The sequence below is a fragment of the Streptomyces albus subsp. chlorinus genome (assembly GCF_013302895.1).
In the GTDB taxonomy this organism is placed as follows: Bacteria; Actinomycetota; Actinomycetes; order Streptomycetales; family Streptomycetaceae; genus Streptomyces; species Streptomyces chlorinus.
In genome coordinates, this window is sequence record NZ_VJOK01000001.1 from 6,236,530 (window position 1) to 6,248,643 (window position 12,114).

Sequence of the window (12,114 nt, forward strand, 5' to 3'; positions counted from 1 at the left end):
CCGGGGGTACGAGGGGTCAGAGCGTGCCCTGACGCACCTGCGAGACGAAGGCGCACCACGCGCCGTGCGGGATGAGCAGGGCTGGGCCCTCGGGGTTCTTGGAGTCGCGGACGGGGACGTGGGGGCCGGGGCAGCCGTCGGCGACCTCCAGGCAGTTGCCACCGCCTTGGCCGCTGTAGCTGCTCTTGCGCCATGCCGAGACGGGCAGACTGGTCGCGCGGGTCATGAGACGAGTTCCTTTGCTCTTGCAGCGATCATGTCGAGGGAAGCGTTGGGGGAGAGGGCGTGCGCCATCAACAGGTCGTACGCGCGCCGGGCGAACCGGACGTCGTCCGGCTCGAACAGAACGGTGCCCCTCACGATTCCGTCCTCGTAGACGGCTTCTGGGCCAGTATCGAGTCGGAGGCCGCAGAAGTCCCCGCTGAGCCCGGCAGGGGCGCCGGCGTCGAAGGGAAGCACCTGGATGATGACGTTCGGATTGTCAGCGCATGCCAGCAAGTGTTCGAGCTGCCTGCGCATGACATCCCGGCCGCCGAGGGGGCGGTGAAGTACAGCTTCATTGAGGCCGGCCCAGTAGTGCGGTGGGGATTTCCGCTCCAACACCTGCTGGCGGGAAAGGCGAGCGGTCACATGCTTCTGGAAGTCCGGCAAGGGGCCGCCGAGAAACATGGCTCGCGCGTATTCCTCCGTCTGCAAAAGCCCGGGAACCACGCAGTTCTGGTAGTTCCACACCTCCGTGGCCTCCTCTTCCAGATGCACGAACGAGGTGAACCATTCGGGGTAGGCGTGCTCGATCACAAGCGGCCATAGGCGTTCGAATCTGCCGCCCGTGACCAACGCGGTGTCACAACGCTGGGCGAACTTCTTGCTCGGCACCCGATTCGCGGACTCGACACGCGAGATGTACGAGGGGGCGTAGAACGTGTGCCGCCCCAAGCCGGACTGGCTCAGTCCGGCCTCTTCGCGCACAAGGCGCAACTCGGTGCCGAAATAGGCCAGTGTCGACACCCTGGGGTCGGCCCGGAGGTCACCGATGTCGTTCTCTGCCGCCATCTTCCTTCTCCGCCTCTTGACAAGCGCAGGTGCACAGTCAGGGCTCTCCCCGGACTATGTCCGGAGCGCCACGATGGGACCACGGAACGTGAAAGCCCCAGGAGAAAGGCGCTGTCCCATGGCAGATTCCCGTCCAGATTCCCGTCGCGCGGCTGCGACACTCGGCAAGCTCCGCGAAGCGGACGAGGTGTGCGAGCGGCTGCGAACAGCGCTGGCCGGGGCAGGGATCGTGCTGCCCTCCCTGCGGGTGGACCTCGCCTCGTGCGTGGGTGCGGGGCGGCGGGAACCCCTGATCGAACTGGGCGGTTGCAGGCTGGAGACGGCCGAGCGGCTGGCGGAGGTGCTGGGCGGGGCGCTGGGCGGTCAGGCGCGTTGAACCGTACGACGTGGCAGCCGGGGGACGTCGCGGCCGACGTCGCGCGGCGGACGGCGGGCGTCGTCCACTCCGTGGCCGAGGACGGCGCCGTGCGGCTCGTACGCCCCGGCGGGCCCGCGTGGACGGCGGACCCGGCCGACCTGCGTGCCGCCACCTGCGCCGAGGTGCTGTCGGTGAAGGTGGCCACGGCGAACCACCGGTGGGGGCTGTGAGGTCGCCGGGGCGCACGGGTGCCCCGGCGACCACGGGGGGTGCCTGGATCTCAACTCGACCGTGTAGAACACTGGTTGACCGCCACTCGTTCGTGTGTCCCCGACCGATGCGTACCAGCCAGGAGCCGCCGACCATGAGCCACCAGATGCCCGAGAAGCCGGTGGGAACCAAGCCCCACACGGCCCGGATGTACGACTACTACCTCGGGGGCAAGACCAATTACGGCCCGGACCGGCAGGTCGCCGGGCAGACGCTGGCCGTGTACCCGAACGCCCTGGTCGCGGCCCGCGAGAACCGGGAGTTCATGCACCGTGCCGTGCGGTACCTGGCCCGGGAGCAGGGGATCACCCAGTTCCTGGACATCGGCACCGGGATTCCCAGCACCCCCAATCTGCACCAGGTCGCCCAGCGCGAGGACCCCGCCTGCCGGGTCGTCTACGCCGACAACGACCCGATCGTGCTGACCTACGCGCGCGCCTTGATGAAGGGCACCCCCGAGGGGGCCACCGACTACATCGAGGCCGATGTGCGCGATCCGGAGCGGATTCTCGACCGCGCCCGCAAGACCCTCGACTTCGCACGCCCCATCGCCCTCTCCCTCATCGCCCTGCTGCACTTCCTGGGTGACGACGACGATCCGCACGGCATCGCCCGCACGCTGCTGGCCGCGCTCCCGCCCGGCAGCGCCCTCGCGCTCTCCCACGCGACGGACGAGCTGGACCCCACGCTCCACAGGGTGGTTGAGGTCTACGGCCAGCAGGACATCACCGTGCGGCTGCGCGGTGCCGAGGAGATCCGGAAGCTGTTCGCCGACACCGGGCTGACACTGGTGGAGCCGGGCGTGGTGGCCACCTGCGAGTGGCACCCGGAGATGGAGGACAAGCAGGACGGGATGCGCCGGCCCCCGGGCTCGATCAGCCCGTCCGAGGTCGGCTGCTGGGCCGCCGTCGGGATCAAGGCGGCGGACCGGGCGGAGGGGTAGCGGAGGGGTAGCCGCAGCAGACCGGACGGTGTCGGTGTCGGCGTCGTCGGTGTCGGCGGCGCCTGCGCCGCGTGGCCGCACAACCGGTCCCCGGCGCGTCACAACCAGCGGTTGTGCGCACCTACGATGAGCCGGTGGACAGCGAGGCGTTGCGATCATTCGTGCGGGTGGTCGAACTGGGACGGTTCCAGCGCGCGGCCGACGAGCTGGGGGTCACCCAGCAGGCGGTCTCCAAGCGGATCGCCGCGCTGGAGCGCGAGCTGGGGGTCCGGCTGTTCGTACGTACCGGCCGGGGAGCGGAGCTGACGCCCGACGGCCGGGCGTTCCTCCCGCACGCGCGGAGCATCGTGGCGGGTGTCGAGCGCGCCGTCGCCGCGGTCGGGCCGGGCTCGCGGCCGCTGCGGATCGACGTCCTCGGCCGGCGGACCGCACAGGCCGTCGTCCTGCACGAGTACTGGCGGTCGCGTCCGGGGACCGCGCTGGACGTGGTGACCCTCAGGGTCGACGATCCGCGGGAGGCGGCCGCCGCGGTCGAGGCGGGCGAGGTGGACGCCTCGTTCCGTACCGTCACCGATCCGGCGGCCCTGCCGCCCGAGGTGCGGCTCATCCACGCGTTCGACTCCCCGCTGGAACTGCTCGTCGGCCCGGGGCATCCGCTCGCCTCCGCGCGTACGCTGACGCCGCCGCGACTGCGCAAGCACCGCATCTGGGTGCCGGGCATCGCACCCGGCAGCGAATGGGCGGATTTCTACGACCAGCTCGCCACCGCCTTCGACCTGCGCATCGACGCGGCGGGACCGCACTTCGGGGACGAAGTGCTGCTGGACACCCTCGCGGAGTCCGCGGACGTGGCCACGCTCGTCGGGGCCCGCGACCGGTACGTGTGGCCGGCCCGCCACGACCTGCGCCGCATCCCCGTCGTGGAACCGGTCCTGGCGCATCCGCTCTCCCTCCTCCTCCCGCGCGCGAACCCCCATCCGCGACTCCGCGGACTCCTCGCCCACCTCAGGACCCTGCCGGGGCTCGGCGGCGCGGTCTGGCGCCCGTCCTGGGCGACGCTGCCGCAGCGCCGGGACGGCGGCGACAGCGGTGACAGCGGCACCGCCTCCACTCGCGGTTCTTGGCCCCGCCCCAGGTGATCCGGCCGGCTGCCCGGCGGCGGCCGCCACCGGCGCCTGCGGCACCAGGGGTGCTCAACCAGTCACCGGTACACCAGAAAGGATCGCGGCATGCCCAGCGACCGTCTCATGCGTATCCACAGCGCCGAGTTCCAGGCCATGGCCGAGCGGGTGCTGCGGGTCACCGAGCTGACGTCCCGCCTGAACGCCCTGCCCTTCGAGGACGAGGCGGGCAAGGCGGAGCTGTTCGAGCAGATCCTCGGCAAGCCGCTGCCGCCGAGGGTCACCATCTATCCGCCCTTCTACACCGACCACGGCCTCCGCCTCGACCTCGCCGAGCGGGTGTTCATCAACCAGAACTGCACGTTTTTGGACTACGCCGGTATCAGGCTCGGCGAGCGCGTGATGATCGGCCCGAAGGCCACGTTCATCACCGGCGGGCACCCGGTCGATCCGGCGGAGCGGCGGCTGTACCTCACGGGCGCGCCCATCGACGTGGCGGAGAACGTGTGGATCGGCGCGGGCGCCACGATCCTGCCCGGCGTCACCATCGGCCGGGACTCCGTGGTCGCCGCGGGCGCGGTCGTGGCCGACGACGTCCCGCCGGCCAGCCTGGTGACCGGCACCAAGGCGACCGTGCACCGGCGGTGGTGACGCCCTCCGCGACGGCGGGCGTGCGGGACGGGGCGGTCCTGGGCCGGGACGGGGCGGTCCTGGGCCGGGGCGGGGCGGTCCTGGGCCGGGGCGGCCCGGGGCCGGGCGGGGCGTCGCGTCGGGCGCACCGTAGAGTGCGGCACCATGTTCGATCGTCTGTGGGGGAGGCGTCGCGACCGGCTCGTCCTCTCGCCGCCGCTGTCCACCCATCAGCTGTGGCTGGTCTCGCTGAGCGCGCCGGTCAACCGCGGCCCGGAGGCGTCGCGTACCGCTTTGTACCCCTTCCGGTACGCCGACGACGCCCGGGCCCAGCGGTGGCTGCGCGAGCAGTGGGAGATCGCTGACCGCGCCGAACTCCTCTCCAGGCTGGAGGGATTGCTGACCGACGGCTACCGGGCGCCGCTGGCCGAGCGGTTCCGTATCGAGCCGATCGCCTGGGACGTGGCCCTCTACACCGACGTGGTCCGCAAGGGCTTCGCCGCGGGTTACCTGGACGAGCCGACCGCCTGGCGGCTGCTGCGTGCCACCGTCCCGCCGACCACCGCGGCCTACGACTCGTGGCGCGCGTTCGCGGACGACTACCTGCTGGTGCGGCTGGTGTGGATGAACGGTCTGCGCAGTACGCGGGACGCGGACTTCCCGGCCCCGCAGGCCGTCTCCGACGCCCACCTGCGCACGCTCCTGGACCCGGCCAACACCCAGAGCCCCTGGAACCAGGCGCCCTGGGAGGTCATCACCCGGCCCGACCGCCCCCGCTGACGGCTGACGGCCGACGGCTGACGGCGAGCAGGCGGCCACGCGGCGACGGGTATGGCATGGGCAAGGGCATGTCGCCCTCGCCTCACAGCCGGTCGACCACGCTCGGCGGCACGAACAGGTGGCGGGCCCGGTGCTCCAGCACAAAGGGTTCGGGGAGCTGGAACATCTCCGGCGAGGTGCACTTGGCGCAGGTGGGGTCCTTCTCGGGCAGCTCCGCCGCGTGCCGGCGGGCCAGGTGCTCGGCCAGCCGGATCTGCGTGGTGACCACGGTGTCGAACGGGTCGCAGTCCACGGTGGGCCCGTACTCGGCCCGCGCCGCCTCGGTCACCGCGCAGGCCCGCTTCACCGCCCGGTACAGCTCGCTGCACGTCCCGCACCCCCACATCCACGCGGGAGGCAGGGGCCAGGCATCGGCAGCGGTGGCGCCTGCGTCGACATCCGTGCCGAGATCCCTGTCAAGACCTCCGCGAAGATCTCTGTCGAGGTCCCTGTCGTCGTCCATGGCGCTCACCGTAGCGAGCCGCCCGGCGCCCGTCAGCGGGACGGCCGAATCCCCGGCCGCGGTCGGGTGCGGACACGGGCGCGGCCCGGGCACGGGCGCGGGCCGGGCACGCGGGCGCCCGCCCGGGCCGTGGCATGGGGGAGGTGGCCGGTCCGGGCGGGCACGGGAAGGGGCGGAGCGGGTCAGTCGTGCTTGCGGCCGGGAAGGTTCTCGTAGACGTCGGTGAGCTTCTGGCGGAAGCCGCGCGCGGCGATGCCGGTGCGCTCCGGGTCCCGGATACCCGCCTTGACGGCCTTCTTGGCCTGTTCCTTCATGATGTGGGGCGGGATGGGGGCGATCTCGTTGTCGACCACGAACTCCAGGACGACGGGGCGGTCGCTGGCGAGCGCCTCCTCCCAGGCGGAGGTGACCTTCTCCGGGTCGTCGCAGCGGATGCCGCGCAGGCCGGTGAGTTCCGCGTACTCGGCGTAGGGGAAGTCCGGCAGGTACTGGGAGCCGGGGTACTTCGGGTCGCCGCCCATGGCACGCTGTTCCCAGGTGACCTGGTTGAGATCCTGGTTGTTGAGGACGCAGAAGACCAGTGGCGGTGAGCCCGCCATGCGGTCCGCGTAGCGCTTGACGGTGATCATCTCGTTCATGCCGTTCATCTGGAACGCGCCGTCGCCGACGAAGGCGATCACCGGGTGGTCCGGGTAGGCGAACCGCGCCGCGATGGCGTACGGCACCCCCGGCCCCATGGTGGCCAGGGTGCCGGAGAGGGAGGCGCGCATGCCCTTGCGGAGCTTGATGTGGCGGGCCCACCAGTTGGTGGCCGAGCCCGAGTCGGCGGTGAGGATGGCGTTGTCGGGCAGCAGCGCGGAGACCTGGTGCGCGACGGCCTGCGGATTGATCTTGCCGTCGAACGTCTGCCCGGCCCGCTTCTCCAGCACGGTGTTCCAGGTGCGGACGTTCTCCTCGATCTTCTCCCGCCAGGAGCGGTCCTCCTTGCGGTGCAGCAGGGGGATGAGTTCCTTGAGCGTCTCCTTGGCGTCCCCCACCAGATGGGCGTCCATGGGGTAGCGGATACCGATCATGCGGCCGTCGATGTCGATCTCGACGCCCCTGCACTGCCCCTCGTCCGGCAGCCACTCCGCGTACGGGAAGCTGGTGCCGATCATGAACAGGGTGTCGCAGTTCATGATCATCTCGTCGCTGGCCTTCGAACCGAGCAGACCGATCGGGCCGGTGACGAACGGCAACTCGTCGGAGACCACCTGACGCCCCAGCAGGGCCTTGGCCACCCCCGCGCCCAGCAGCTCGGCCGCCTCGACGACCTCCTCCTCCGCGTGGGCCGCGCCCTGCCCGATCAGTATGGCGACCTTCCTGCCCTCGTTGAGGACGTCGGCCGCCTTGCGCAGCTCCTCGGTGTTCGGCAGCACCCGCGGCCGGCTCCAGCCGACGCTGGAGAAGACCGAGCCGTGCGTCTTGGGCGGCGAGGGCTGGGCGTCGGCCTCCTGGATGTCCTCGGGGACGATGATCGTGGCGACCCCGCGCGTGGTCAGCGCCGTCTTGAAGGCCCGGTCGATCACATGCCGCATCTGGCCCGGGTGCATGACGATCTGGCAGAACTCCGAGACGTCCGCGAACAGCTGCTCGAGGGCCACCTCCTGCTGGTAGTGGGTGCCCTGGGCGAGCCGCTTCTGCTGGCCGACGAGAGCCACCACCGGCTGGTGGTCCAGCTTCGCGTCGTACAGCCCGTTGAGCAGGTGGATGGCACCGGGACCCGACGTGGCGGCGCAGACCCCGACCTCGCCGGTGAACTTGGCGTGCCCGCACGCCATGAACGCCGCCATCTCCTCGTGCCTCGTCTGGATGAACTCCGGATCGCCCTTCGCCCGGTCGAAGGCGCCGAGCATGCCGTTGATGCCGTCGCCTGGGTACCCGTAGACCCGGTGCACGCCCCACTCGCGAAGGCGGCTGAGAACGTAGTCGGCTACCTGCTGCGCCATTGGAACTCCCATTCACCTGGTCGACGCGACGGTCTGGCCCCGGGTCCCACGCCGAGGCGGGCCGCAAACCGCCCGCTACTGCGGATGCGCCCACCCGTTTCGCGCCGCCCGCACGAGGTACCCATGACCGGTCGGTGACGACAGCCCGACCACGCGCGACACAGGGCGGAGGGTGGGACCGGATGGCAGCCGGGCAGGAGGCGGCCGGGACCCGTGCGGAGGACCCGGTACGCGTCGAGGACGTGTGCGTCCACGCCTTCCGCGTGCCCACCGACGGCCCCGACGGCGCCGAGGAGGACGGCACCCTGCGCTGGCAGGCGACCACCATGGTCCTCGTCCAGGTGCACGCGGGCGGAGAGACGGGGGTGGGCTACACCTACGGTGACGTCTCGGTCGCCGGATTCGTCGAATCCCAGCTCAGCGGGGTGGTGCGCGGCCAGGACGCGCTCGCGCCCGCCGCGCTGTGGCACCGCATGGGCGCCGCCGTGCGCAACGCGGGCCGCTCCGGACCGGGCGCCATGGCGCTCTCCGCCGTGGACATCGCCCTGTGGGACCTCAAGGCGCGGCTGCTGGGGCTGCCGCTGTTCCGGCTGCTGCCCGCCGTCCACGACGAGGTCCCCGTCTACGGCAGCGGCGGCTTCACCAACTACTCCCGCCCCCGGCTGACCGAGCAGCTCGCCGGCTGGGCCGAGCAGGGCATTCCCCGGGTGAAGCTCAAGATCGCCCGCCGTCCCGGCCAGGACCCCGCCCGGCTGACGGCGGCCCGCGAGGCCGTCGGCCCGCACACCGAACTGCTGACCGACGCCAACGGGGCGCTGAGCCGCAAAGAGGCCCTCTACTGGGCGCGGCGACTGGCCGAGGAGTGGGACGTGCGGTGGCTGGAGGAGCCCGTCTCCTCGGAGGACACCGAGGGGCTGCGGCTGCTGCGGGACCAGGGCCCGGGGCGGCTGGAGATCGCGGCGGGGGAGTACGGCTACGTCCTCGGGGACTTCGCCGCGCTGCTGGAGGCGGGCGCCGTGGACTGCCTCCAGGCCGATGTGACGCGCTGCGGCGGCATCACCGGGCTCCTCCAGGTCGCTGGGCTGGCGGCGGCGCACCGCGTGGACCTGTCGGCGCACTGCGCCCCGGCCGTCTCGGCACACGCCTTCTGCGCCGTCGAGCGGCTGCGCCACCTGGAGTACTTCCACGACCACGTGCGCGCCGAGCACCTGGTGTTCGACGGAGTGCTCCGCCCGGTGGACGGCGCCCTGCGGCCCGCCCGGGACCGGCCCGGGCTGGGGCTGAGGCCGCGGTGGGCCGACGCCGAGCCCTACCGGGTCCACGGCCGCCGCCCCGGCTGAGCGCCGCCACTGCGACGGCGCGCACCCCCGACAGCGGTACCCACGAGTTCACGACGGAAGGCGATCGCAGATGGCCCACACCCCCAGGCCCTTCCCCGGCACCTCGGCACGCACCGAGCAGGTCCCCGCCAAAACGTCCCCCGCACTCGCGGGGCCGCCACGGGCGCGGCAGGTGATCGCCGTGGGCAGGCTGGCCAGGGCTCTGAGGGACGCGGTGGAGGGCGAGGTCCGCTTCGACGCCGCCTCCAAGGCGCTGTACTCCCACGACGCCTCCAACTTCCGCCAGGTCCCCATCGGCGTCGTCGTCCCCAGGACCGTCGAGGACGTGGTCGCCGTCCACCGGGTCTGCCGCGAGTACGGGGCCCCGGTCCTCAACCGCGGCGGCGGCACCAGCCTGTCGGGGGAGACCGTCAACTACGCCGTCGTCATCGACCACTCCAAGTACCTCACCCGCATCGGCGAGGTGGACGCCGCCAACCGCCGGGTCACCGTGGAGCCCGGCGTCATCAACGAGACCCTCAACCGGCACACCGGCCGCTGGAACCTCGTCTTCGGCCCCGACCCCTCCACGCACTCCCGCTGCACGCTGGGCGGCAACATCGGCAACAACTCCTGCGGCACCCACTCGGTGCAGGCCCAGCTGTACGGGCCGGGCCCGCGCACCTCCGACAACGTGCACGCGCTGGAGGTCGTCACCTACGGCGGCGACCGCTTCCGGGTCGGCGTCGACGAGGAGAAGGACCTCGACGCGATCATCGCCGCGGGCGGGCCCAAGGGCGAGATCTACGCCAAGCTGCGGGACCTGCGCGACCGCTACGCGGACGCCATCCGCGCGGGCTTCCCCCCGGTGGCCGAGATGCCCCGCCGGGTCTCCGGCTACAACCTGGACGAGCTGCTGCCCGAGAACGGCTTCAACGTCGCCCGCGCCCTGGTGGGCACCGAGTCCACCTGCGCCACCGTGCTGCGCGCCGAGGTGCTGCTCACCCCGGCGCTGCTGGAGCGCACGCTCGTCGTCGTCGCCTACGACCACCTGGTGGACGCCGCCAGGGACGCGGACATCTGCGCGACCAGGTTCCGCCCCATCGGTCTGGAGGCCCTCGACGAGCAGCTCATCCAGGACCAGAAGCTCCAGCACATGAACCTCTCCTCCCTCAAGGAGCTGCCCCACCAGGGCGGTGCCGCCTGGCTGCTCGTCCAGTTCGGCGCCGACACGCTGGAGGAGGCCCGCGACCAGGCCCGCCGCTTCCGCGAGTGGCTGATCGGCGAGCGCGGCTACGCGGCCGACCGGGTCACCACCAGCGACCAGGACGAGGAGACGGCCAAGAACCTGTGGACCGTCCGCGAGGGCGGACTGGGCGCCACCGCCTTCCCGCCCGACGGCGACCACTGGCCCGGCTGGGAGGACTCGGCCGTACCGCCCCAGCGGCTCGCCGAGTACCTGCCCGCGCTGCGCCGGCTGCTGGACCGGCACGGGCTGCGCGGCGCCATGTACGGGCACTTCGCCCAGGGCTGCGTCCACTCGCGGATCAGCTTCGACATGTTCAGCGCCGAGGGCGTGGCGAACTACCGCGCCTTCCTGGAGGAGGCCGCCGACCTGGTGGCGTCCTTCGGCGGCTCCCTCTCGGGGGAGCACGGGGACGGGCAGCAGCGCGGTGAACTGCTGGAGCGGCAGTACGGCGCCGAACTCGTCCAGGCCATGCGCGAGTTCAAACAGATCTGGGACCCCGAGGCCAGGATGAACCCCGGCAAGGTCGTGGACGCCTACCGGCTCGACGAGGACCTGAAGCTGGGCGCCTCCTACAACCCGCCCCGGCCCGAGGTGAGGTTCTCCTACCCCGAGGACAACGGCGACTTCGCGCACGCCTCCCTGCGCTGCGTGGGCGTCGGCGCCTGCCGGGTGCCCGAGGCCACCGAGTCCGGCCAGACCATGTGCCCCAGCTTCCAGGTGACCCGCGAGGAGAAGCACACCACCCGGGGGCGGGCCAGGCTGCTGCACGAGATGCTGCGCGGCGAGACCGTCAAGGACGGCTGGCAGTCCAAGGAGGTCGCGGACGCACTCGACCTGTGCCTGGCCTGCAAGGGCTGCACCAACGACTGCCCGGTCAACGTGGACATGCCCACCTACAAGGCCGAGTTCCTGCACCACCACTACAAGAGCGCCCGCCGCTGGCGCCCCCGCAGCGCCTACGCCTTCGGCTTCATCGACCAAACCGCGCGGCTGGCCTCGCTGGCGCCCGAGGCCGCCAACCTCGTCACCCGCACCCCCGGCCTCGCCCACCTGGCCCGGTTCGCCGCCGGCGTCGACCGGCACCGCCCGCTGCCGGCCTTCGCGCCGATGACGCTCCAGCGCTGGTACCGCGAGCGCGGCGGCACCGCCAACCCGGGCGGGCGGCCCGTCGTCCTCTTCCCCGACACCTTCAACAACTACTTCGACACCGATGTCGGCGTCGCCTGCGTGGAAGCCGTGGAGGCCGCGGGCTGGTCCGTCGTCATGCCCCGGCAGCACGTGTGCTGCGGCCGCCCCCTCTACGACTTCGGCTTCCTGGACGCCGCCGAGCGCTACCTGAACACCGTGCTCGACGCGCTCCGCCCCCACCTGCGGGCCGGCACCCCGGTGGTCGGCATGGAACCCAGCTGCCTGGCCGTCTTCAAGGACGAGCTGACCAAACTCCTCCCGCACGACGACGACGCCCGCCGGCTCGCCCGCCAGGCCCACCACTTCGCGGAGTTCTTCGAGACCTTCGGCATCAGCCCGCCCCAGCTGGACGGCGCCGGCGACGCGCTGCTGTGGGGCCACTGCCACCAGCGCGCCACCGGCGGCACCGAAGCCGACCGGAAGCTGCTGGAGAAGCTGGGCGTGCGGGCGCGGGACCTGACCGGCGGCTGCTGCGGCCTGGCCGGCTCCTGGGGCTTCGAGAAGGGCCGGTACGGCATCTCCATGGACTGCGGCGAACAGGCCCTGCTGCCCGCCGTCCGCGACGCCGCGCCGGAGACCGCCGTGGTCGCCAACGGCTTCTCCTGCAAGACCCAGCTGGACCACGCGGGCACCGGCCGCGAAGCGGTGCACCTGGCCGAACTGGTCCGGCGCGCCTACCGGGGAGAGGGCGCCCCCGGCAGCAGGGCAGAGCC

The 12,114-nt window shown here is 72.1% G+C and carries 12 protein-coding genes; 8 read left to right on the plus strand and 4 right to left on the minus strand.

Going from position 1 to position 12,114, the window contains the following annotated elements; genetic code table 11:
• Nucleotides 1–16: 16 nt before the first annotated feature.
• Together FM076_RS27045 and FM076_RS27050 are read right to left on the minus strand one after the other, a co-directional pair.
• Complete coding sequence (locus FM076_RS27045) at nt 17–226, minus strand: DUF397 domain-containing protein (protein ID WP_173873497.1); 210 nt, start codon at nt 224–226, stop codon at nt 17–19.
• A complete protein-coding gene (locus FM076_RS27050; RefSeq protein ID WP_173873498.1) occupies nt 223–1,053 on the minus strand; it encodes a helix-turn-helix domain-containing protein in 831 nt (276 codons plus the stop codon). Before FM076_RS27050 ends, FM076_RS27045 begins: the two co-directional genes overlap by 4 nt.
• A 118-nt stretch (nt 1,054–1,171) precedes the next feature.
• Here FM076_RS27050 and FM076_RS27055 point away from each other — a divergent pair, with 118 nt between their 5' ends.
• The 6 genes from FM076_RS27055 (at nt 1,172) to FM076_RS27080 (ending at nt 5,155) form a co-directional block, all read left to right on the plus strand.
• Nucleotides 1,172–1,429 carry a hypothetical protein gene (locus FM076_RS27055; RefSeq protein ID WP_173873499.1) on the plus strand — a complete coding sequence of 86 codons (258 nt, stop codon included), beginning with the start codon at nt 1,172–1,174 and terminating at the stop codon, nt 1,427–1,429.
• Nucleotides 1,426–1,641 (plus strand): hypothetical protein, encoded by a 216-nt coding sequence (locus FM076_RS27060; RefSeq protein ID WP_173873500.1) that lies wholly within the window; start codon nt 1,426–1,428, stop codon nt 1,639–1,641. Before FM076_RS27055 ends, FM076_RS27060 begins: the two co-directional genes overlap by 4 nt.
• Nucleotides 1,642–1,775: 134 nt before the next feature.
• On the plus strand, nt 1,776–2,624 hold the full coding sequence (locus FM076_RS27065) for an SAM-dependent methyltransferase (RefSeq protein WP_173873501.1): 849 nt from the start codon (nt 1,776–1,778) through the stop codon (nt 2,622–2,624).
• Nucleotides 2,625–2,758: 134 nt separating this feature from the next.
• On the plus strand, nt 2,759–3,763 hold the full coding sequence (locus FM076_RS27070) for a LysR family transcriptional regulator (protein WP_173875044.1): 1,005 nt from the start codon (nt 2,759–2,761) through the stop codon (nt 3,761–3,763).
• 90 nt (nt 3,764–3,853) lie between these two features.
• Complete coding sequence (locus FM076_RS27075; RefSeq protein WP_173873502.1) at nt 3,854–4,396, plus strand: DapH/DapD/GlmU-related protein; 543 nt, start codon at nt 3,854–3,856, stop codon at nt 4,394–4,396.
• A gap of 144 nt (nt 4,397–4,540) precedes the next feature.
• On the plus strand, nt 4,541–5,155 hold the full coding sequence (locus tag FM076_RS27080; protein WP_173873503.1) for a DUF1266 domain-containing protein: 615 nt from the start codon (nt 4,541–4,543) through the stop codon (nt 5,153–5,155).
• 82 nt (nt 5,156–5,237) lie between these two features.
• Here the strand turns inward: FM076_RS27080 and FM076_RS27085 are convergent, their stop codons facing one another.
• Both FM076_RS27085 and FM076_RS27090 read right to left on the minus strand, forming a co-directional pair.
• The gene (locus FM076_RS27085; RefSeq protein WP_243274648.1) at nt 5,238–5,657 is read right to left on the minus strand and encodes a hypothetical protein; all 420 of its coding nucleotides are present in this window, start codon (nt 5,655–5,657) and stop codon (nt 5,238–5,240) included.
• 182 nt (nt 5,658–5,839) lie between these two features.
• A complete protein-coding gene (locus FM076_RS27090) occupies nt 5,840–7,645 on the minus strand; it encodes a thiamine pyrophosphate-requiring protein (RefSeq protein WP_173873504.1) in 1,806 nt (601 codons plus the stop codon).
• Nucleotides 7,646–7,827: 182 nt separating this feature from the next.
• Here FM076_RS27090 and FM076_RS27095 point away from each other — a divergent pair, with 182 nt between their 5' ends.
• Together FM076_RS27095 and FM076_RS27100 are read left to right on the plus strand one after the other, a co-directional pair.
• Nucleotides 7,828–8,985, plus strand: a complete 1,158-nt coding sequence (locus FM076_RS27095; protein ID WP_173873505.1) for an enolase C-terminal domain-like protein — start codon at nt 7,828–7,830, stop codon at nt 8,983–8,985.
• Nucleotides 8,986–9,055: 70 nt separating this feature from the next.
• The coding region (locus FM076_RS27100; RefSeq protein WP_173873506.1) for an FAD-binding and (Fe-S)-binding domain-containing protein at nt 9,056–12,114 on the plus strand (3,059 nt) is incomplete at its 3' end.

Coding starts and splice junctions, on each gene's coding strand:
- FM076_RS27045 (WP_173873497.1), bottom strand. CDS start 226: ATGACCCGCGCGACCAGTCTGCCCGTCTCGGCATGGCGCAAGAGCAGC.
- FM076_RS27050 (WP_173873498.1), bottom strand. CDS start 1,053: ATGGCGGCAGAGAACGACATCGGTGACCTCCGGGCCGACCCCAGGGTG.
- FM076_RS27055 (WP_173873499.1), top strand. CDS start 1,172: ATGGCAGATTCCCGTCCAGATTCCCGTCGCGCGGCTGCGACACTCGGC.
- FM076_RS27065 (WP_173873501.1), top strand. CDS start 1,776: ATGAGCCACCAGATGCCCGAGAAGCCGGTGGGAACCAAGCCCCACACG.
- FM076_RS27075 (WP_173873502.1), top strand. CDS start 3,854: ATGCCCAGCGACCGTCTCATGCGTATCCACAGCGCCGAGTTCCAGGCC.
- FM076_RS27080 (WP_173873503.1), top strand. CDS start 4,541: ATGTTCGATCGTCTGTGGGGGAGGCGTCGCGACCGGCTCGTCCTCTCG.
- FM076_RS27085 (WP_243274648.1), bottom strand. CDS start 5,657: ATGGACGACGACAGGGACCTCGACAGAGATCTTCGCGGAGGTCTTGAC.
- FM076_RS27090 (WP_173873504.1), bottom strand. CDS start 7,645: ATGGCGCAGCAGGTAGCCGACTACGTTCTCAGCCGCCTTCGCGAGTGG.
- FM076_RS27095 (WP_173873505.1), top strand. CDS start 7,828: ATGGCAGCCGGGCAGGAGGCGGCCGGGACCCGTGCGGAGGACCCGGTA.